The sequence below is a fragment of the Megasphaera stantonii genome (genome assembly GCF_003367905.1).
GTDB lineage: Bacteria > Bacillota > Negativicutes > Veillonellales > Megasphaeraceae > Megasphaera > Megasphaera stantonii.
This window is the reverse complement of sequence record NZ_CP029462.1, coordinates 15,205-36,801: the sequence shown is the minus strand read 5'-3', so window position 1 is coordinate 36,801 and position 21,597 is coordinate 15,205. Positions and strand designations below refer to the sequence as shown.

The window sequence follows — 21,597 nt, the reverse complement described above, 5'->3', positions numbered from 1 at the left end:
TGTATCATAAAATCAAAAAAAAATCATTTGCAAACCCTACTTTTAATGTTCTTCTAATTTCATTTTAATTTAAATTTAATAAATATGTGATTTTTGTAACTTATGTTGGGCAATAAAAAGACGGTAAAATTTAAATACCGTCCTTTAACTTTCAATAGAAACAACATTTTTAAGGGCTTTGCAAAGCATTTCATTCTCTTCCTCTGTCCGCACGGCGAGGCGAAAATAAAAGGGCGTCAGGCCGGGATAGTTAGCACAATCGCGAATTAGTATACCCTCGTTGCGCAGCACGGCGCCGATATGACAGGCTGTCAGTCCCGTTCCCACAGCGTCGGTCAGCATAAAATTAACCGTCGGCGGCAGCGGCTCCAGCCCGGGTATGGCTCGTACTTTTTCGTACAAACGCATTGCCGCATTCCGCACGTATTGTTGCGTTTTCTCCTGATACGCCCTGTCTTTCAGGGCGGCGATGCCGGCGGACTGGGCCAGGCAATTGACGTTCCACACATCCTTGTGCATTTCCAGCCACCTGCGTTTCCCCTCCGGCACGACGGCAAAGCCCAGGCGCAAGCCGGGAACAGCGTAATATTTCGTAAGGGATTGTACGACGAACAAGTTGTCATACTGCTTTACCAGCGAACGGGCGGCGTACCGCTCTCTATCGCTGCGGAAATCGAGGAAGGACTCGTCGACGACAACGTCTGTCCCGGCCTTCTGCGCCGTCCATACCAAGGACTCTATGTCGCTTGCCGGCGTCAGCGTTCCCGTCGGGTTATTGGGATTGCCAAGCAGGATGCAGTCTGCGTTGCCGGCTTGCCGGCGCAATTCGTTGACAGGCATGGCGAAGCCGTCTTCACATTTCATATAGCAATAAATTACATCTGCCCTCGCCGCCAACGCCGCCCGCTCGTATTCGTTAAAGGAGGGAACGGGAATGAGAACGCGCTTCGGCCGAACACAGTGCATGTACACGTAAAATAGTTCAGCCGCGCCGTTCCCCAGCAGGAGTGCGGATTCCGGCACGGCGTAATAGCTGCTCAAAACCTCCTTGAGCCGCCGCCCCTGCGGGTCCGGGTAGTGGACGACTGTATCGATTTCCGCCGCAATCGCCGTACGGACCGATTCCGACAATCCGAGAGGATTGATGTTGGCGCTGAAATCCAGCCACTTCCTGCCTTCATTAGGTATGTATACGTTTCCGCCGTGTTCAAATCGTTCGGGCAAGGCCCTCATCTCCTCTCGATAGTCCATCCGCCGCCGCTTAACGAAGCCGCGCCCATATAGTCCGCCGCCAGCCGTTCCGCTGCGTATGGTCCCACGCAGTCGTCAAGCCATTGTAAAGAGCAACGTTCTGGAAACAGCAACCCGCAAACCGTGCCGCTGTGACCGATATTCACGCCGACAGCTCCGAATGCCTTCCCTAGTTCCAGCAGCGCCGGCAGCTGCGGCTTACAGACGACGCGTTGATGGGCCAGGGCGCTGTACGTCGCGGCAGCTCCCAGCTTTTCCGCCGTATATGGCGGCGTCAGCAGCGGCAGTATCTGCTCCGCGTCAATGCTGTACATCCTGGCGGCTTCATCGTACTGTTCATGAAAGGCCAGCGTATCGACGGTCCCGCCCAAATCGAACATAGCAATAGCCAAGGCCGGCATGACGCCAAAAGAATGAAGTATGTTGCCGGTTTGATAATTGATTGCCACGATGCCGCGGCAGAATACGCCGTCTGTCGGCTCGATAGACGCGGCGATGGAAGCGATTTCCTGCTCCGTTATCGACCGTCCGCAAGCCGCTGCAACGGCTACAGCGACGGCCCCTATGTCGGCGCTACTCGACGCCATCCCCTTCCCTGCCGGCAGCTCCGACGTCACATACAGGCTGAACGGAAACTGGCTGACGCCCAGATACTGCAGCGTTTTTGCCAAAGCGGCCCGCGATTTTTCCCCGGCGTCAATACATCGAAGGCCGTCGTCTTTGACAACGGCCTCGGCGCAGCGGTCGATAGGGCAGGTAATGAGAAAAGGTTCTCCGTTGGCGTAGCCCTGCGCCAGCTCGCCGCACGAACCAGGAACGCGCACGATCAATTCCATCACGCCACCTGCCAGCAGTACCACGCCGTCAGCGCCGCCGCAGACAACGCAACAGCATACATGAGATGGACGGCCTGACGAATATGGCCGGGCCCCAGCTCGTGCCTGGGATCGCCCATATAGGCCCGGAAGGAAACCTTGCCGAAATAGGAATTATATCCGCCCAGCCGAATGCCTAGCGCGCCGGCTACGGCAGCTTCTGCATAGCCCCCGTTCGGACTGGGGTGCTTGGACGCGTCGCGCCGTACGATGCGCCACGCTCCCTTCCAGTCATAGCGCAGCAACGCGGCCATCAGGATGTACAGCAATGCGCCGATGCGGGCTGGTATGTAATTGAGCACGTCGTCCAGCCGGGCAGCAAACCGGCCGAAATACAAGTATTTGTCATTCTTGTAGCCAATCATCGAATCGAGGGTATTCGCCGCTCTGTAACATGCCGCCAGGGGCGCGCCGCCGAGGGCAAAAAAGAACAGCGGCGACAAAATACCGTCGATCGTATTTTCCGCTACCGTTTCGACCGTCGCCCGCACGACCTCGCCCTCGCTCAGGTTCTCCGTATCCCTGCCGACAATCCATCCTACCTTCGCCCGGGCGATGCGCAGGCGGTGATGAAGCAAATAATGACGGATTTCGTTGGCCGCCTGGGCCAGGCTGCGGGGGCAAATCGTCCAGAACAAGATAAATCCTTCGGCCGCATAGGATACATAGGCATTGTCTATATACGATATCCCCAGCATGACGGCGTAAACGATATCATATACGGCCAGCAGAACAATGATAGACAAGACCATGCCGGCAAGGAACTGCTCCTTTTTTCCTGCTGCCGAACGGTAAAATATCCGTTCCAGCCAAGCGATAAGCGACCCTATCAGTGCCACAGGATGTATTTTGACGCGCGGGTCGCCTAACAGCGTGTCGAACAGCAGCGCCCAGATAACCGCCATAATCAGTCCCTCCCAGCCATGATGCGCCGCAGCATATCCATGTTTAAATGCGCGCGGACGACGGCAGCCAGCCGGTCGTAGCTCTTCTGCTTTTCCGCCCGGAAATTCCGCCGCACCGCCAAGGGCTGCAGTCCCTTCTGCTGCCGCAGGCAGTTGAGGAAATCCCGACGGAAGGCGTCGTTGTCAAATATACCGTGCATATACGTCCCCCAAACCAAGCCGTCGCGTCGTGCCGTGCCGTGCACGACATGGCAGGCCTGCTGAGACCGCTCCGTCACAACGATGGGGTGAAGCAGCCCTGCTTCGGCATCAGCCGTATGCCCCATATGGATTTCATAGCCTTCCAGCCCTTCCGCCGACAGCGCCTGCCCTAAAAACGGCAGGCCGCAGCATTCGCCTTTGACCTGGGCTAAGGTCTTCCCGGCTGTAAAGGTCGTTTCTATGGGCAGCAAATCCAATCCTCCTATGCCTTCCGTCGACGACTCCGTATGATCCGGGTCGTAAATATACCGGCCCAGCATCTGATATCCGCCGCAGATGCCGACGACGGGCGCGCCTGCCGACAGCACCCGGTAAAGGGCTGACGCCATGCCGCTGTCTCGCAGCCAGGCCATATCTTCAATGGTATTCTTGCTTCCCGGGAGGATAACGACGTCGGGACGGCCCAGCTCGGCCGCCTCGCGGACATAGCGCAGGGATACGTCCCCTTCGCCTTGAAGGCTGTCAAAATCGGTAAAGTTGGAAATCTTCGGCAGGCGGATTACGGCAATATCCAGGTCGCCTTCCTGTCTATCTGCCGGCTTATCCTCCAATGACACCGAGTCCTCGTCGTCAATGTTTAAATTTTCTATATAGGGAATGACGCCTAAGACGGGTTTGCCGGTCTTCTTCTCCAAAAAGTCTACGGCCGGGGCAAACAAGGATACGTCGCCGCGGAATTTATTGACGATGAGCCCCTTGACCAAATCCCGTTCGTCTTCCTCCAATAATGCGAGCGTACCTACCAAGGCTGCCAGCGAACCGCCCCGGTCGACGTCGGCTACGAGAAGGACCGGCGCATGCAGATATTTAGCTACGCGCATATTTACGATATCGTATGGTTTCAAATTTACTTCCGCCGGACTGCCGGCCCCTTCGATGACCAGAGTGTCATAGGCCTTTGTCAGGCGCGACAAGGCGTTCTGTACTGCCGAAAAGGCCTCCAAGGCATATCCATTATGGTATTCCTTAGCGGACATATTGCCTACGGACAGGCCGTCGATGATAACCTGGGAGCAGGAGTTTCCCGTAGGCTTGAGCAGGACAGGATTCATATCGACAGCCGGCTCCAATCCTGCCGCTTCGGCCTGCGCCACCTGGGCCCGGCCCATTTCCCGGCCGTCAGCCGTCACATAGGAGTTCAGCGCCATGTTTTGCGCCTTAAAAGGGACGACGCTCTTTCCTTCCTGCAGAAAAATGCGGCATAGTGCCGCGGCTAATACGCTCTTGCCGACATGGGAACTCGTCCCCTGCAGCATAATATATTCGGCCATGCCGTCATGCTCCTTTCCAATTTCATATCTATAACTTCATCGGCTTACCATTCGCCGCTCTGATTATAGCAAAGGGCGAAGATATCGTCCAGTCGCGCTCTGCGGAGCCGCCGCGATGTCTCCTGGCGTCCCTGCCGCTACAATGCGGCCGCCCTGCGCACCGCCGCCGGGACCCATGTCGATGATATAGTCGGCGTTGGCAATCATGTCCAGGTCGTGTTCGATGACGATTACTGTCGCTCCCTGGTCGATGAGGCGCTGAAAAATCGCAATGAGGCTGCGCACGTCCAAGGGATGCAAGCCAATCGTCGGCTCGTCAAAGACAAAGAGCGCCTTGTCCTGTCCCCTGCCGATTTCGGCGGCCAGCTTCAGCCGCTGGGCTTCACCGCCCGATAAGGCCGGCGTCGCTTCGCCGAGGGTCAAGTACCCTAGTCCTAAATCCACTAATGTCTGCAAGCGGTCGCGGACTTTTTTCACGTTCTTTACGGCTTCCAAAGCCTGTTCCACTGTCAGTGCAATCAATTCCGGCAGAGACAGCCCTTGGCCGCCGTCCTTTGCCGGACGTCTAATGGCTGCGGCTTCTTTGCCGTAACGCGAGCCGCCGCAGGCCGGGCAAGTCACAGCCACGTCGGGCAAAAACTGCACGTCCATCGTAATCTGTCCCGTGCCGTCGCAGGCCGGGCAGCGCAGCGAGCCCGTATTGTAAGAAAAGTCCTTCATGCCATAGCCCTTTTCCTTCGCTGCCGGCAGGGCCGCATAGACCCGGCGCAGGTCGTCCAGGACGTTGCTGTACGTCGCTACTGTCGAGCGGACATTTGCGCCGATCGGCGCGGCATCGATCAGGTGGACCCTTCGTATGCCGCCGCCTTCTATGGCCAGGACATGTCCTGGCAGAGGCTGCCCGTCGGCCTGACGCTGCAGCGCCGGTATCAGGCTTTCCAAAATCAGCGTCGTCTTGCCTGATCCGGACACGCCGGTCACAGCGACTAGCCTTCCTTTGGGCAGCGCGACGTCTAACGGCTGAACCGTGTGAATCGGCCCGGAAACCATGCGTATCGTTCCATAGTCAAACATCGTTTCTTTATCAGCCCGCCGGCGCACAACTGGCGAGCCGCTCCCTGCAAGAAAGGGCCCGATACGCGACGAAGGATTCAGAGCTACATTCTGCACCGTACCGGCGCAGACGAGGCGGCCGCCGTGCGCTCCGGCTCCAGGGCCCATTTCTATGAGCCAGTCCGCCGCTTTCAGGACCTGCACGTCGTGGTCTACGAGGACGACGGAGTTTCCATGTGCAGTCAGATCGCCCAGCATCCCCAGAAGGCCGTCGACGTTAGCCGGATGAAGACCGATAGACGGCTCGTCCAGCACGTACAGCACGCCTGTCGTACGGTTCCGAACAGCCCGGGCCAGCTGGACGCGCTGACGCTCGCCGGTAGACAACGTCGCGCCGGCCCGGTCGATAGACAAGTATCCCAGACCTAATTCCACAAGGCGCTTCGCCGTATGGAGAAATTGAGCCGCTATACTGTCAGCCATGTCTCGCAGCGATTCGGGCATAGCCGCCGGTACGGCCTGGACCCACGGGATAAGGGCATCCAGCGTCATCGCCGAGGCCTCACCCAAATCCAATCCGCAGAGGCGCGTCGACCGGGCCCGCTCGCTAAGGCGGGTGCCGCCGCAGTCGGGGCAGACGTCCTGCTTTAAAAATTTTTCTACGCGCTTCATACCCTTGTCGTCCTTGACCTTCGCCAATGCATTTTCTACGGTATACACGGCATTGTAATAGGTAAAGTCCAGTTCGCCGGCCTGGTTGCTGCTCTTCGCCTTATAAAAGATGTGCTTTTTAACTGCCGGGCCGTGAAAGACGATGTCCCGTTCCCTATCGGTCAGTTCCGAAAAGGGCACGTCTGTACGGACGCCCATAGCCCGGCACACGTCGGTCATAAGGGACCACATGAGAGAATTCCACGGCGCGACAGCTCCCTCGTCGATGGACAAGGATTCGTCGGGAACCAGCGACGCCTCGTCGACAGTCCGCACGATGCCCGTGCCGCCGCAGGTCCTGCAGGCTCCGCCGCTGTTGAAAGAAAAATCCTCCGCCGCCGGACCGTCAAATGCAACGCCGCATACAGGACAAACGAGCCTTTTCCCCATAGCCACGGCAGCCGACGGCTCCAAATAGTGGCCGTTGGGACAACGATGGCTGCCGAGACGGGAAAACAATAGGCGCAGGCTGTTCAGCAGTTCCGTCGCCGTGCCGAAGGTACTGCGGATACCCGGCACAGCCGGCCGCTGATGAAGGGCTAAGGCCGCCGGCACGTTTTCAATGCTGTCGATCTTCGCTTCCGCTGCCTGGGTCATGCGCCGCCTCGTATAGGCTGACAAGGCTTCCAAATACCGCCGCGACCCTTCGGCATATAATACGCCCAAGGCCAGCGACGATTTCCCTGAGCCGGATACGCCGGCTATGGCTACCAACTTCCCCAAAGGGATGTCTATATCGAGATTTTTTAAATTATGGACTCGCGCGCCCCGTATCTGAATGCAGTCGGGCGCCGCGCCCCCGCGTTTATTCTGTTCCATACCGTACAGCTATGCCTCCTTCGCCGACGACAACAAGATTCGGTGTTCTTCTTATTGTATCATTGATTGCTTCTGATTTCACTATGACAATGACGGTGCCTTTTATGACGAACTGTATCGGCACTCTTTGCATCGCCTCTGTTTCATGATATAATGGCCCTATAAATTTATACTTTTTTAATCAACTTACATGGTATAGAGAGGTGATACGATGCGTTCATTCCACGATACACTGACGCTGCCCAACGGCGTTGTGCTGAAAAACCGTTTGGCCATTGCTCCGCTTACAGTCTGCCTCAGCGACCCCCACGGCTATGTCACGCCGCAGGAAGTCGACTATTACGCCTCCCGTACGGGCGAGGTGGGCCTGTACATTACAGGCTGTTCCTACATCCAGCCGAACGGCCGCGGCTGGCTCGGTGAAGAAGCCATTTACGACGATTCATTTATTCCCGGCCTGTCCAAGATGGCTTCCGCAATCAAACGAAACGGCACTAAGGCGATCATGCAGATCTTCCACGCCGGCCGCATGGCCGAAGAGGATGCTATTTTCGGCTATGATTTAGTATCGGCCGGCGACGTCGCCGCGCCCTTGAAAGGATACCGTACGCCACGTCCCTTGACTGATGCAGAAATTGCCGAAGTCATTGCAAATTTCAAAGGCGCCGCCGTCCGCGCGATGAAAGCCGGCTTTGACGGCGTAGAAATCCACGGGGCCAATAACTATCTTATCCATCAGTTTTTCTCTCCCCATTCCAACAATCGGACCGATTGCTGGGGCGGCTCGCTGGAAAACCGCGCCGCCTTTCCCCTGGCCGTCGCCGACGCCGTCTTAGACGCAGTCCGGGAAATGGGAGCCAAAGATTTTATCGTCGGCTATCGCCTGTCTCCGCGCGAGCAATGGACGCCGGGCATTGCCCTCGGCGATACGCTGTACCTCGTAGACAAGCTCGCCTCTTTGAAGCTGGATTACCTGCATATTTCCCAAAGCCATATTACCAGCACGGTTACCGAGCCGGAATACTGCGGCAAGCCGATTCTCGCGCATATTGACGAAACCGTCCGCGGCCGGCTGCCCATCATTTCCGTCGGCAACATCCAGACCCGCAGCGACGTACAGCAGGCCCTCGAACACTCGGATATCGCCGCCGTCGGCGGTTCCGCCCTGATCGACCCGAACTGGGCTGCGAAGCTTTTAAACGGGCACGACGAAGCAATCCGTACCAAGCTAGCGCCGGAAGACAGGGAGATCCTGAAAATTTCTCCTCTGGCATTTAAAATTCTCTCCAGCCGCGCGCCGGAACGCATTTTGTAAACGTACAAAACGCCCGCTGCGTCACGCCGGCTCTTTCATCACGCAGCAATATAGCCCGACGAGCCCAACCTCGCCGGGCTATTGCTTTGGGATAGATAAGGGCCGATACGATAGTCCTCGTCTTTGTGAAAAAATAATTTGACAAAATTACTCATTCACGATATAATACTTTTTGTTGGCGGGGCATAGCGCAGTTTGGTAGCGCACCTGGCTTGGGACCAGGGGGTCGCAGGTTCAAATCCTGCTGCTCCGACCATATCGCAGCATGCGGGTGTAGCTCAATGGTAGAGCGCCAGCCTTCCAAGCTGGTTACGTGGGTTCGATTCCCATCACCCGCTCCATTTTCGTTATGACTCAGTAGCTCAGCTGGATAGAGCAACAGCCTTCTAAGCTGTGGGTCTAGAGTTCGAATCTCTACTGGGTCACCAATATAAGAAAGCATGAGATACGCATCGTCGTCCTCATGCTTTCTTTTTTTGTCTGCAAAAGTCAATAGCTTTCTTCGTATACATCGCTCAGGTCACAGGCTCTACCTGCCCTTCAATTCGCAGCAAATAGTTTTCGTCGTCTTTTTCCGTCAAATAATTGAGCATATCCTCTTCATATATCTTGCCGCACAGCCTGTATCCCAAGGCTTGCACCTCGTTGACAAACTGCCGATACGCCTCGGGCAGCATGTCGTACGAGTCCTGTATGTATTTGACGGCGTACAAGCCGGCCGGCTTGACGTGGCAGTGCCTGCTCCGGACGGGCTTGTCGATTTTAGAGCAATAATACTGCGTGTAATAGGTCCGATCTGCAATCGCTTGTTCCCCGATGATTTCGCCGATTGTAAAGGTGTTGTACGTACGGTGGGCGTTGCAGTATTTGAAGTGTTCGCTGATTGCCTCTACGACGGACTTTTCATCCTGCTTCCGCTGGCCGTCCGTAATGATAAAGTATTCTTCCTCTTTTTCTACAAACTGAATAGTGTCGATAGGAACATGAAGAGACTTCTGCGTAGTCTCTATGGTATTTTTTAAAATACGCCGCAAGCGTTTCAATCGTTCAATTTCCGCCGCCAGGGCTTTGTCCTGCTCTTTGAGCATCTGCAAAAACTCCGTCGTATTTCGCCGTTCAATATACGCTTTGATTTCATGTAAGGTCAGCCCTACTTCTTTGAGCACGCTGATTAAATCGAACGTATCCAGCTGGTACAGGCCGTAGAGACGATAGCCGTTCTCGCCGACCCGGGCCGGTTTGAGCAGGCCGATGTCATCATAGTGAAACAGCGTATCCTTTGTCACACCGCACAAGCTGGCAAATTCTCCTGTTTTCAGGTATTTCTTTGACATAAAACTCACCTCTTGACTATGGTGCTGCACCATACTTTATACTTAGTATAGCCAATGGAACTAAAAAAGACAACAGGATAGCAGAAAGGATGTTTTATCTATGAAGCACACCGCAGCGTATTGTTGGTCTATGTTGTTTTTAGCGATTATGCTGGAGTTGACGGGCACGTCGTCGATGAAGTTCTTTACCATGCAGGGCGGTTCCGAAGGCTATATTACGATGATTTCCTGTATGTTATTCTCTTATTTCGCCCTCAGTAAAGCTGTCGTCCGCATCCCCATCAGCCTGGCCTATGCCGTATGGGAAGGTGTCGGCCTCATCGGCACGGTATGCATCGCCTGGTCCGTATTTCACGAACCCATGCCGCCGCTGAAACTCTTAGGATTTTTTGTCATCTTGTCAGGACTCGCCATGATTAAACTGGGCACGTCCCTGCCGGAAAAGGAGGCTGTTTCTCATGACGGTTAATCTTCTGGGCATACTGCTCCTCGTCGGCGCCGTTGGGTTAGACCTGTGCGCCAATATTTGCCTGAAAAAATCAAATGGTTTTACGCACAAGCGATACGGCATAGCCGCTCTTTCCTTCGTCGTCCTGTCCTTCCTCTGCCTGGCCCATCTCATCCGCATCATGGATCTGAGCATCGCCTACGCCATGTTCGGCGCCCTGGGCCTGATCTTGACAACGACCGTAGACGCCCGCTTCTTCGGCCTGCGCATACGTCCCCTGGGCATATGCGGCGTAGCGACGATGATTGCCGGCGTCGTATTGATTAAGCTCGTATAAAAACTAGAAAACGGATTTACCTGTAGTCTGGCGAATCAGACGCCTGCATGGTAAATCCGTTTTGTATTAGCCGATAGTTAAGATTTTAGCCGCCGGAACGCCGTATGCCGGTTCTGCCGTCAATACGGCGCGGCGTACGGCCTGTTCTACGACGTAGGCGGCAATCGTTCCCGTCGTGCTGACGTCGGCTTCTACGTCGCCGACGCTCAGGGCGTACAAGGAATCGCCGTCAGCCGTCGTGTTGACCGGCCGGATCGTCCGCACAAAGCCGTTGCTGGCCAGGGCGGCGATTTTTTTCATGTGACTTTTGTCGAACTTGCCGTTCGTGACGACGGCGCCGATCGTCGTATTGGTCGTACCGGCCGCCGCCCGCAGGGAAAAGAGCGTATCGTGCATGCCGTATTCTTCCAGCATGACGCGGCGCGTATCGGCAAAACCCTTTCCGTCGTCGGTCAGCATGCCGGCGATGATTTCATTATGTTCGTCCAATACGTCGCCGACGGCGTTGACAACGACGACAGCGCCGACCTTCAGCTCGCCGACCTGGACGGCGTATACGCCGAGGCCGGACTTCATCATGCCTTTAGGGCCGCAGAGCTTGCCCACTGTCGCGCCGGTTCCTGCGCCGTAATTGCCTTCGCGAATCACGTTTCTCTCCGATTCGACGCAGGCCGCATAGCCCATGGCTGCATCGGGACGGACGTTGTCGCCGCATCCCAGGTCAAAAATACACGACGCTACGACGAGGGGCACGTTGCAGATGCCCGTCGGAAAACCGATGCCCTTTTCTTCCAGATACTGCATGACCCCGCCGGCAGCGTTCAAACCGAAGGCGCTGCCGCCGCTTAACAATACGGCATGGATTCTTTCCGCCGCCGCCGTCGGATTGAGGAGCTCCGATTCCCGGCTGGCCGGCCCACCGCCGCGAATATCGACGCCGCAAGGCGCGCCGTCAGGAAATATAAGGACAGTACAGCCCGTACCGCCCTGCTCATCCTGGGCGCTGCCGATGCGAAATCCCTGAATATCCTGTAATGCAATTTCTTTCATTGTATTCTCTCCCTTATACATAATAGTAACTGTTAAGCATTTAAAGTAATAGTCGTAGAATACCCTCAAAAAATTCATTTTAATATATTAAGACTATGTTTTAAGTTGCCCTCATTTTCTAAATATGAATAAATACTCATGTGCAATTAAGAGAAAATTATATTTTATGCTATTTGTTTTCCAATATCCTGTTGCCCGACAATTATGTTGTTCTTTTATAATAATTTCTTTTAATTTAAACCCGGTGTTTTCAAAAATGCGCATGACTTCAAATGACATTGGAACCATATGCCCTTTCTGCCGAGTATCACCCATTAAAATTGCACAAAACTTATCTTTTTTTAGAACACGGTGGCATTCAGCAGCTACCGTGTTTATTTCTTTCAGAAAATCTTTAACTTTTAATAAGGACAAATCTTCCGCTATATCTTCGCTATACTGAATAATATTAGCATAAGGAGGATGTGTACAAATTAAATCAATACCTTCATCAGGAATAAAAAAAAGATTCCGGGCATCTCCTTTTCGAATAAACACTTTGCCATCAGCACCATCATGCTCAAACGCCGTTTTTTCCTTACACCGCGTCAGAGCCGCATCGTTCACATCCACACCTATAATATTTCTATTCAGTAGTTTTGCCTCAACTAACGTTGTGCCTCCTCCCGCAAATTGGTCAAGGATTAAATCTCCCTCTTGAGAATATCGAAGCAAAATATTGCGTGGAATATACGGAGACCAGTTTCCTCTCCATTTAGCATCATGTGTAGCCCAATCTCCACGTTTTGGAAAAGACCAATGGGTCGTCATTTCTAATTCAAAATTCTCAGGTTCCCATTTTGTAATTCTCTTTGCCATTATTTGAAAACCTCATTAATTATATTATTTTCTAAATCAGCAATATTGTAAATATGCTCCATAACATCAAAAGTTTCTTCAAGATTATGGCGAGCTTTGGTCCAACCTTTTCCATCCGTAAACCATACAAATGTAAAATCTGGAATCGAATCGGATTCCAAAGCAAGTGTTTTATAGCTACGGGCAGTCTCATTTAATTTGCTTCCGCTGCTCCCATAAAAATTAGTTTCTACTCCGTAAATCATCACGTCTGTTTTGACAACAAAATCAAAACGCTTTTCCATCTTTCCCTGATTAGAAATAGCCGATAAATTGACTCCCCAGGTATCAGTAATTTCATGAATATACATTTCTTTAAAATATGTCTCACCTTTGACAAAACCGGCTTGCTGGATAAATCCTTCTACTAAATCTTCCATAAGATGTCCGCCGCGATTTTTACGACCGTTGCTGTCTAAACCAGTTTCAACTCCCGTAACATAATCAACAAGATTGTGGATCACATGATTTTGCAATAAATCAAATAAACCTGTTTTTTCCATAAAATATGAGTACTGTTCAAATGAAATTAAAGGATCTAATTTTTTATTATCAAACTCATATAAATATCCACCATTTTCATCTTGACAATAAATTTTCGAGTCCTTTTCTTTCAATCTGACAGCTAATAGCAACGGAATACACGGTAAAACTTCTGGATATTTCTTCAGCAATGCTTCGAAGTCAGCTTTGATATTCGCAGAACCAATCAATGCGTTTAAAATATTGAGTTCGACTTTAATCGCTTCCACGTTATGATGAACTTTTTCAAAATCAATATAATACCCATAAGTGGCAATACTGTTTCGAAAACTATCCAGCCATGTATCGAAATTTCTTTTAAACATGCGAATTACCTCATCTCATCATCATCGTCAATATTGCCAATATATGGCTGCAAATCTACATTTACAATATGGCTTCTTCTTATTAAAAATTTGATATAAGCAATTCTTTAATTTTTCCTCTTGCCTTACTATTACTATTAATCATGCGACTTGCCTGAACTCTTTTAATATTATGAGCCGCATAGATAGAATCAAAAAAGTTATCTTCTCTATTCACATTTTTAGGATCCGAATTACTTACTACTATTTTTGCTCCTCTACAATCCATAGCATCAACAAATTTTGCAAGCTCAATTTGTGCTTCATCATTAAACAGCTGTTCCGTATACGCTGTAAAACTTGAGGTACCAGTTAACGGTCTATACGGAGGATCAAAATATACAAATGTATGCCTATCGATAAACGCAGACGCTTCCCGATAATCTCCACAGACAATAGTTACGTTCTGCAGCGCCTCTGCCGCAGAACGTAAATTCATTTCATCACAAATGAGGGGATTCTTGTATGCGCCCATAGGCACGTTAAATAATCCTTTTTTATTAACTCGATACAATCCATTAAAGCAAGTCTTATTTAAAAATATCATCAATGCAGCTTTCTCAATATTTTCAAAAGCCGCATTATTTAATTTTAATTTATTAAATTTCATCCGCTGTATATTATAATATTCTTTTCGGGCAACAGCTTCAAGCGGGATGTATTCCGCTTGATATTTTTTAAGCAGATTTATAATATCACCGCTATGGTCACGAATGCTGCAATAGGTATTAATAAGTTCTGCATTAATATCACTGATGTATACTTCGCTTACCTTATAACGCCCTAATACATCAAAAAGAACAGCACCGCCGCCTACAAAAGGTTCTGCATATTTCGTGACCTGATTATCTTCAAAAGGATAATACATCTCTATTTCATTTAAAAGCTGACTTTTTCCACCTGCCCATTTCAAAAAAGGTTTAGCCATATTTTCCTCACTTTACTTCTCTCATTTCTTCTGAAAATCCTTCCACAGCATGCTCGGCTGAATTCCCGAATTGTTCTGGTATTTTCCGTGCTGATATGTGTCGTACTCGCCGTCGATGTCGTGGTAATAAATCTGGCAGATTTCTACGTTGGGATAGATGCGGATCGGCTGGACGCAGAAGATTTCCAGCGTCCAGTAGCCAGCAAAGCCAACGTCGCCGAAGCCTGCCGTCACGTGGATGAACACGCCCAGACGGCCGACAGATGAGCGGCCTTCCAGCATAGGAATATAGCCGTCAGTCTTCGTATACTCGTTTGTCCGCCCCAAATAGAGCTTATTCGGCTGCAGTACGTAGCCGTCTTCGGGGATGTCGATAATCGACGCCGGATTGGGCTTGGCCATGTCCAGCTCGTAGTCATCATATACCATCAGCTGATTATATAACGATAAATTATAGCTGTTCGGATTGACCCGTTCGGGATGAAAGGGCGTAATGATAATTTCCTTACCCAAATGCTTTACGATTTCCTTGCCTGATAAAATCATGTTGTGCCTTCACCTTTCCATGTGGTATACCAAAATTATATACCAAAACAGGCCGCGTCGCCATACAAAATGAGATAGTATATGCGAAAAATTCATCGTCAGAACAGGCTTTCTTTTTTCCGGATATCGACAGCCCGCCGCGACGCCTTGCCGCCAAAGCGATCCTGGCCGACTTCGACGAAAAAGGTGACGTACGTCCCTGCCTCGGCGTCCAGCCCCAGGAGGGCATCGCGTTTGAAATAATAGGACGGCCCGCCGTATTCCTTGATAAACCCGGCCCGTCCTCCCGGCAGAACGGCCGAGATAAAGCCCTGCTTTTCTTCTTCGCCGTCGTGCCGGCACCGTATCCAGAATGCCTGCAGCGAGCGGAGCAACTCCGCCTTACGGGGAATCTGCCCTTCATACGTCGCGGCCTGCCTGCGCAGAGCCTCCGGAACGAACCAGCCTTTTTCCTGCCGAATGCGCAGGGCCAGGGCATAGTGCCGGGCCCGCTCCGTCCGCAAGTCCTCCTGGCCCGCCAGGGAATCGGCAAATTCAGCGAGGAACTGGACTTTATCAGCCATATCCCCCGGCAGGAGCAGGGCTGCGGCGCCGTATTGTTTCATCTTCCGCAGGCTTTTCCGCGCCTGCCCTGTGTAGAAAAGCCCGCGGTATATAATCCAATGCTGCTTATACTGCAAAAGGGCGGAAAATTCTCGCTCTGCGCCGTCTACGTCGCCGAGGCGGAGGCGGCAGAGGGCGATGCGATATTTGAACCAGATATCATTGTCATAGTGAAAGTCCGTAAAAATACGCAGCCCCTCTTCACAGACAGCAATGCAGGCGTCATATTCCCCCTTCTTGACCAATACGCCGCTCTTCAGAGCATACCACCGCTCGCGGTACGACGCGCCGCTCAGCCATTCGCCGTCTTTGACGTACTCCTGCGGCTGCAAAGACAACCTGTTAGGATTAAGGAGAGTCAGCCAGGAGTCTATCTCTTCAGCGGTAGCTTTTTTCTGCCGGCGCAGCACGTCGATCATCTTCCAGACGGCCCGTTCATAAGGGGATTGAGCCGTTTGCTCGGTATACTTGACGATGGCCTCAACGGCCCGTCGGAAATCGTCTTCGTCAGACTGTCCGGGTATAAAAGGACGCACGTACAGATGATACAGGCACCAGCCGTATACATCCCGGATTTGGGTGAAGCCGGGAAAGGCTATGATGCACCGGCGGGAAATCTCCCGTCCTTCGGCATACTCTCTCAGTTTGCTCAGGCTGTAGGCGTAGTAGTAATAGTCCCACGGCCCCCATGCATCCATTGCGGCAATTTGCCGGGCATACATAGCCGCTGCCTGGTCGTATTTCTGCTGGCGGCACCAACGCCGGGCCTGCGCTGTATCCATCCTTCACCCCTCCTCTCCTCTGCTGTACTATACGGCACAGACGCTTACACCGTACGCCGTCCCCGACAGGTTTATTTTTCGGACGAGGCAGCATAAATGCTGGGAACGCCGTCTACGTCGGCACAGGTCGTACGGCAGCCTTCCTTACTGCAGGCCCAAAACGGCCCGTATGGGCCGCTGCGGCGGACAAAGATTCCTTCCTTGCAGCGCGGACAAACATAAGATTCCCCGTCGCCTGCCGCCGACGCAGGCGGTGCGTCGATGCGCTCCGTATGGCGGCATTTGGGATAGTTGGTACAGCCCCAGAAATCGCCGTACTTTCCATGGCGGCGTACCATAGCGCCGCCGCATTGAGGACATACGCGCCCTTCCTTTGGCTGCGGCGTTCCGTCATTGTTCCGGGCTGCCGCAATGAGCTTGCGCAAAAATAATTCCTGGGCGCTGAGAAAGTCGGCTAGGCTGTCCTTTCCCAGGCTCATCTGGTACAGCCGTTCTTCCCAAACAGCCGTTTCATCGGGATACAGCAGCTCGTCCGGCAGGGAATCGACGAGAAGATAGGCCATATCCGTCGGTTTCAGGTACTTCTTTTTCCCTTCTTCGACTAAAAATTTCCGCTCGATGAGCTCGCCGATAATCGTGGCCCGCGTCGCTTCCGTACCGATGCCCTGCACTTCTTTAAGCTTTTTCTTCAGCGAATCGTCCTTGACGTATTTATAAATTTCCTTCATCGCCTGAAGAAGCGTCGACGAGGTGAACCGCGGCGGCGCCTTCGTAGCCTTTTCTTCGACCTTGCCGCGGCGGAACTGGACGCCGTCGCCCTTGCGGACCGGCGGCAACTCTCCCTTTTCGTCATCATCGTCTCCATCGGACTGATACAGCTCTTTCCAGCCCAACACGACGACGGTTTTGCCGTGGGCGACGAACTGCTCGCCGGCGGCGGCGATGACGATGCGGTTCTGTATATATTCGTGGACAGGATAAAACTGCGCCATGTAGGCTTGGGCAATGAGGAAATATATATTTCGTTGGACAGCTGTCAGCTTATCGTACGGACAGGGCACTGTCGTCGGGATGATCGCGTGGTGCGCCGTAATCTTGCCGTCGTTCCAGGCCCGGCTCTTGATGCTGCCATCGGCCCGCCCGGCCCATTGGGACAAGGTTTTATCTGAAAGGCGGCCTAAATTAGCTAAAATAGCCGGCACGTCCTTTCGCTGATTCAAGGGCAGATACTCGCAGTCTGAACGGGGATACGTCGTCAGCTTGCGCTCGTACAGCTGCTGAGCTGCGTCCAATACCTGCTGGGGGCTGTAGCCGTAGCGCTTACCTGCCAGCACCTGCAGGGACGACAAGGACAAGGGCAGCCGCTGCGCTTCCTTCTTTTTCGTCTTCTTCCCTTCGGCAATCGTTCCATCGGGCTGAGCGCGCAGCCTTTCTACTATTTCTTCAGCTTTCTTTTTATCGATGCAGCGCCCTTCCGAATCGAGGCCGGCCTGCGTATCGCCAGGCTGCCACTGGGCTGTAATGACGCCCTTGGCATGATTGAACTGCGCCTTGACGACGTAATAGGTCACGGGCTTGAAATTGTCGATTTCCCGCTGGCGGCGGACGACTAAGGCCAGCGTCGGCGTCTTAACCCGGCCGATGGGAAATACGACGCGGTGTCCCTGCCGGCGGGCGGCCAGCGTATAAGCCCGCGACAGGTTCATGCCGATGAGCCAGTCGGCACGGCTGCGGGCCAAAGCTGATTCCTTGAGATGAGAAAAATCGCCGTTATCCCGCAAATCATGAAGGGCTTCACCGATGCTCTTTTCGTCGAGGGCATTTAAAAGGATGCGCTCGACGCGCTTCGTATTGCCTACATAATCGAGTATTTCGTCAATCAGAAGCTGCCCTTCCCTGTCAGGGTCGCCGGCATGGACGATGGAGTCGGCGTCGCCGATGAGGCGGCAGATGACGTCGAACTGCTCCCTGCTGTTCGGGCTGACGAGCAGCTTCCAATGCTCTGGAATAATGGGCAAATCGGCGTCCTTCCACTGCTTGTATTGCCGATTATAATCCTGCGGCTCCGCCTGCTGCAGCATGTGGCCGTAGGCCCAGGTGACGATGCCGCCGCCCGTACGGATAAAGCCCTTTTCCTGCCGCTGCGGCTGCGGGAGGCATTTTGCCAGTTCCCTAGCCATGCTGGGCTTCTCTGCGATAAACAATTTCATACTATACGATAACTCCTGCTCTAATGTCTGCTGCAAGGCAGCTTATACTTTTGCCAGTTTGCCGGCCTCTTCGATGACCTTGACAAAGGCCCTGGGGATTTCCTGGCTGCGCAGGGACTGCCCCAGGAGCCGACCTAGGATGACGCCCTTGTTGCTGTACAGCCAGGCAAAATAATAGATGTACAGTGCCTTGATATTGCGGGCGTTGACGTTGCCCAGCATGCGCGGCGGATAGTCGTGGAAATTGACGTCCAGCTTGCGGCAGGCCTTTTTAATCATGTCCGACGTGGCCCGGCCGTGCTCGCCGGCTACGGTATTGATGATGCGGTCCAGCTCGCGGCGGCGGCCCATGTCGATCATCGTCTTGGCCAAATCCATTTCAAAGCAAATTTCGTCGGTAAAGAACACGCCCGTCTCGCCCTTATGGCCGCCCTTTACGTCGGCGTCGTATAAGGCGACGGTGGGAATCTTGAAGTATTCCAGAAGCTTCTTTATCTTTGAAATCGAGCTTTCGCCGCGGGCGTTGATGAGGCAGATGCCGTAGTAGTCAAAGGGCAGCCCCAGCGTCGTGCCGAACAGCTGGAAGCAGCCGAACTCCGTTTCCCCTTCGACGACGAGGACGCTCCGCGAATACAGGGCCTCCTTCACTTCGGGGAAATGCATGATCAGGTGCTTCTCGATTTCCTCGCTGAAATGAAAGGTCGCTCCGCAGGCCGCGCAGACCTGACCGGCGTCGCCGCGGTACAGGCGGACGATATTGCGGTAATCGTCGACGAGGGCGTCTGTCGAGTGCGTGACGATGAACAGCTGCCCCCGCAGGCCGTCGATGCCGAACAAATCCTTCAGGAGCTCGCAGAAGCGGGAATCGCCGTTGCTCAGGAGCTGCTTGTAATAATTTAAAATAGACCGCTGCATGTATGGATGGAGGTGCACCTCCGGCTCGTCGATAGATACGACGAGAGGCAAATAGCGCCGCCCCTTGCCGTCGATAATCAGGCTCTGCTCCAGGGGCATGGCCTTGCTTCGGGACATGATGAAAATCTGCGTGAGGATACGCAGGGCGACGAGGGAAATAAACTTCATGTTGTCGGCTGTCGAGCGATCCTGGCGGCTCAGGATGCGGGACAAGAGGAAGATATTGACAAAATACGACGAGTCGAGGCTGCCTACCTGCACTTCATGATGGATAAAGGCCTGCGTATCTTCGTCCAGCCCGTCGTCATGGGAATGCTCCCACTGATACAGCCGCCGTTCCAACGCGCGGTATACCGTTGCCGGCACTTTGAGTTCTTCCGGGTCGACGACGGAATTGGGCAGATAATGGATGCAGCGTATCAGGTCGAGAGGCAGTTCTTCGTTTCTCTCTGCATCGTACAGCCGCGGGTAGATTTCTTCCACCCTCTTTTCCAGGCGCACCTTCATCGTCTCCCGCCGCTCATCGGGAAACGCGGCGAAATACTCGTTTTGGTTCCGAAGCAGGTGCATTTCCAGCGTAATGACGATAGGCCGCGCCGGGTCGGCGTAATCGTCTTCCCTGATGCCGAAGCCTTCGCTCATGACCGACAGCAAGCGCAGAAACCCGCTTTTGCCAATAGCGTTTTCGCCGACGAGATAGTTGGCCTTTTCATGAAAGGTCATCTCCACGTCTGTCAAATTTCGATAATTTTCAATATGCATGTAATGGATATGCACAATATCACCGCCTGTATAGAATCCGTTCGCAACATACCGTAATAGTATAATATTCGACGCAGGCGCCTTGCGTCCCTGCTTTTCCCGAGCAGAAACGAAAAAACACTGGCGTCACCGCCAGATGACGCCAGTGCTTTCATATCCTGCTATACTTCGTTCAAAAAGGCTTCGGCCTTCGCCGCTTCTTCTTCATAGGTCAAGGGATTGCCGGCGATGCCTTCGTTTGCCGCAGCCTCGGCAACGGCAGCCGCTACGGCGATGGTGACGCGATGGTCAAAGGCGTCGGGCAGGATGTAGTCTTCCCGCAGGCCGTCCTGCTTCGCTACGTCGGCAATGGCTCTCGCCGCAGCCAGCTTCATGCCCTCGCTGATATCCGACGCATGGCAGTCGATGGCCCCGCGGAAAATTCCAGGAAATACGAGGACGTTGTTGACCTGATTGGGGAAATCGGACCGGCCCGAGCCGACGACGGACGCGCCGGCAGCCTTCGCTTCGTCGGGATAGATTTCCGGGATGGGATTGGCCATGGCGAAGACGACGTTTTTCTCAGCCATCGAGGCAATCATTTCCTGGGACACGAGGCCGCCGCGGGACACGCCGATAAACACGTCCTTGCCTGCCAGTACATCCTTCAGGCTGCCCTTGGCATGACGGCGGTTCGTCCGCTTCGCCATGGCGGCCTGAGCCGGATTGAGCGTATCGTCGCCTTCACAGACGGCGCCGTTGATGTCGCAGAGCGTCACATCTGTAAAACCGTATTCCAGCAGCAGATTGGCGATGCTGATGCCGGCTGCGCCGGCGCCGTTGATGACGACCGACGCCGTTTCGGCAGACTTTCCTAAATACTCCAGCGCGTTGATGACGCCGGCCAGGACGATGATGGCCGTGCCGTGCTGATCGTCGTGGAACACGGGGATATTCAGCGTTTCGCGAAGCCGCTTTTCGATTTCAAAGCAGCGCGGGCTGCTGATATCTTCCAGGTTGATCCCGCCAAAGGACGGGCTGGCCAGCTGGACGAAGCGGACAAATTCGTCTACGTCCTGCGTGCCTACGCACAGGGGCACGGCGTTGATGCCGGCAAACTCGCTGAACAGCAGGCACTTCCCTTCCATGACCGGCATGGCCGCATCAGGGCCGATATTCCCCAACCCCAGGACGGCGCTGCCGTCGGTAATGACGGCCACGTCGTTGCCCTTGCCGGTATACGTATAGGCCAGCTCTTTATCCTGGGCGATTTCCAGGCACGGCGCCGCGACGCCGGGCGTATATAAGATGGACAGGGCTTCCTTGGAATCGGCCCGCAATTTGCTGTGAATGGCTAGTTTGCCGTGCAGCTGGGCGTGGACTTCCAAGGCCCGTTTAAATTTTTCATTTTTATCTGTCATATCAGACATGCGTCTTTTCCCCCTCTGAAACGGGCGC

18 protein-coding genes and 3 tRNA genes are annotated in these 21,597 nt (G+C 53.4%); 6 read left to right on the top strand and 15 right to left on the bottom strand.

The features are described from left to right. Positions 1-144 precede the first annotated feature (144 nt). From cobD to DKB62_RS00135, 5 genes are all read right to left on the bottom strand, one after another. Positions 145-1,224 carry a threonine-phosphate decarboxylase CobD gene (gene cobD, locus DKB62_RS00155; protein ID WP_107195531.1) on the bottom strand — a complete coding sequence of 360 codons (1,080 nt, stop codon included), beginning with the start codon at positions 1,222-1,224 and terminating at the stop codon, positions 145-147. 5 nt (positions 1,225-1,229) lie between these two features. Then, positions 1,230-2,087 carry a GHMP family kinase ATP-binding protein gene (locus tag DKB62_RS00150; protein WP_107195532.1) on the bottom strand — a complete coding sequence of 286 codons (858 nt, stop codon included), beginning with the start codon at positions 2,085-2,087 and terminating at the stop codon, positions 1,230-1,232. Continuing rightward, the gene (gene cbiB, locus DKB62_RS00145; RefSeq protein WP_087477356.1) at positions 2,087-3,031 is read right to left on the bottom strand and encodes an adenosylcobinamide-phosphate synthase CbiB; all 945 of its coding nucleotides are present in this window, start codon (positions 3,029-3,031) and stop codon (positions 2,087-2,089) included. The genes DKB62_RS00150 and cbiB overlap by 1 nt, the downstream gene beginning before the upstream one ends. A gap of 2 nt (positions 3,032-3,033) precedes the next feature. Beyond that, positions 3,034-4,563, bottom strand: a complete 1,530-nt coding sequence (locus DKB62_RS00140) for a cobyric acid synthase (RefSeq protein WP_107195533.1) — start codon at positions 4,561-4,563, stop codon at positions 3,034-3,036. 63 nt (positions 4,564-4,626) lie between these two features. After that, positions 4,627-7,146 (bottom strand): excinuclease ABC subunit UvrA, encoded by a 2,520-nt coding sequence (locus tag DKB62_RS00135; protein WP_107195534.1) that lies wholly within the window; start codon positions 7,144-7,146, stop codon positions 4,627-4,629. A 211-nt stretch (positions 7,147-7,357) separates the two neighbouring features. Here DKB62_RS00135 and DKB62_RS00130 point away from each other — a divergent pair, with 211 nt between their 5' ends. From DKB62_RS00130 to DKB62_RS00115, 4 genes are all read left to right on the top strand, one after another. Further along, positions 7,358-8,461 (top strand): NADH-dependent flavin oxidoreductase, encoded by a 1,104-nt coding sequence (locus DKB62_RS00130; protein WP_107195535.1) that lies wholly within the window; start codon positions 7,358-7,360, stop codon positions 8,459-8,461. A gap of 179 nt (positions 8,462-8,640) precedes the next feature. Beyond that, positions 8,641-8,717 (top strand) — tRNA-Pro (locus tag DKB62_RS00125). A gap of 11 nt (positions 8,718-8,728) precedes the next feature. After that, positions 8,729-8,802: transfer RNA gene (locus tag DKB62_RS00120), tRNA-Gly, on the top strand. A gap of 10 nt (positions 8,803-8,812) precedes the next feature. Beyond that, a tRNA-Arg gene (locus DKB62_RS00115) sits at positions 8,813-8,889 on the top strand. A gap of 87 nt (positions 8,890-8,976) precedes the next feature. On the opposite strand, the gene DKB62_RS00110 is transcribed toward DKB62_RS00115, so the two are convergent. After that, on the bottom strand, positions 8,977-9,795 hold the full coding sequence (locus DKB62_RS00110) for a MerR family transcriptional regulator (RefSeq protein WP_087477352.1): 819 nt from the start codon (positions 9,793-9,795) through the stop codon (positions 8,977-8,979). A 100-nt stretch (positions 9,796-9,895) separates the two neighbouring features. Between DKB62_RS00110 and DKB62_RS00105 the strand changes: the two genes are divergently transcribed. Continuing rightward, the gene (locus tag DKB62_RS00105) at positions 9,896-10,264 is read left to right on the top strand and encodes a DMT family transporter (protein WP_198643453.1); all 369 of its coding nucleotides are present in this window, start codon (positions 9,896-9,898) and stop codon (positions 10,262-10,264) included. Then, positions 10,254-10,580 carry a DMT family transporter gene (locus DKB62_RS00100; RefSeq protein WP_107195536.1) on the top strand — a complete coding sequence of 109 codons (327 nt, stop codon included), beginning with the start codon at positions 10,254-10,256 and terminating at the stop codon, positions 10,578-10,580. The genes DKB62_RS00105 and DKB62_RS00100 overlap by 11 nt, the downstream gene beginning before the upstream one ends. Positions 10,581-10,646: 66 nt before the next feature. On the opposite strand, the gene DKB62_RS00095 is transcribed toward DKB62_RS00100, so the two are convergent. The 9 genes from DKB62_RS00095 to DKB62_RS00055 form a co-directional block, all read right to left on the bottom strand. Further along, positions 10,647-11,630, bottom strand: coding sequence for a P1 family peptidase (locus DKB62_RS00095; RefSeq protein ID WP_107195537.1), 984 nt, complete (start codon positions 11,628-11,630; stop codon positions 10,647-10,649). A 111-nt stretch (positions 11,631-11,741) separates the two neighbouring features. Further along, positions 11,742-12,488, bottom strand: a complete 747-nt coding sequence (locus tag DKB62_RS00090) for a TRM11 family SAM-dependent methyltransferase (protein ID WP_107195538.1) — start codon at positions 12,486-12,488, stop codon at positions 11,742-11,744. Beyond that, positions 12,488-13,375 carry a type II restriction endonuclease gene (locus tag DKB62_RS00085; protein ID WP_107195539.1) on the bottom strand — a complete coding sequence of 296 codons (888 nt, stop codon included), beginning with the start codon at positions 13,373-13,375 and terminating at the stop codon, positions 12,488-12,490. The genes DKB62_RS00090 and DKB62_RS00085 overlap by 1 nt, the downstream gene beginning before the upstream one ends. An 82-nt stretch (positions 13,376-13,457) precedes the next feature. Further along, entirely contained in the window at positions 13,458-14,342 is an 885-nt protein-coding gene (locus tag DKB62_RS00080) for a DNA adenine methylase (protein ID WP_107195540.1), read from the bottom strand. Positions 14,343-14,363: 21 nt separating this feature from the next. Then, positions 14,364-14,888 carry a dCTP deaminase gene (gene dcd / locus DKB62_RS00075; RefSeq protein WP_107195541.1) on the bottom strand — a complete coding sequence of 175 codons (525 nt, stop codon included), beginning with the start codon at positions 14,886-14,888 and terminating at the stop codon, positions 14,364-14,366. Between the two features lie 98 nt (positions 14,889-14,986). Continuing rightward, positions 14,987-16,273 (bottom strand): PDDEXK family nuclease, encoded by a 1,287-nt coding sequence (locus DKB62_RS00070; protein WP_107195542.1) that lies wholly within the window; start codon positions 16,271-16,273, stop codon positions 14,987-14,989. 71 nt (positions 16,274-16,344) lie between these two features. Further along, on the bottom strand, positions 16,345-18,483 hold the full coding sequence (locus tag DKB62_RS00065) for a DNA topoisomerase III (protein ID WP_107195543.1): 2,139 nt from the start codon (positions 18,481-18,483) through the stop codon (positions 16,345-16,347). Between the two features lie 42 nt (positions 18,484-18,525). Then, positions 18,526-20,160 carry an ATP-dependent nuclease gene (locus DKB62_RS00060; RefSeq protein WP_233127846.1) on the bottom strand — a complete coding sequence of 545 codons (1,635 nt, stop codon included), beginning with the start codon at positions 20,158-20,160 and terminating at the stop codon, positions 18,526-18,528. 161 nt (positions 20,161-20,321) lie between these two features. Further along, entirely contained in the window at positions 20,322-21,569 is a 1,248-nt protein-coding gene (locus tag DKB62_RS00055) for an NAD(P)-dependent malic enzyme (protein WP_232818744.1), read from the bottom strand. Between the last annotated feature and the right edge of the window lie 28 nt (positions 21,570-21,597).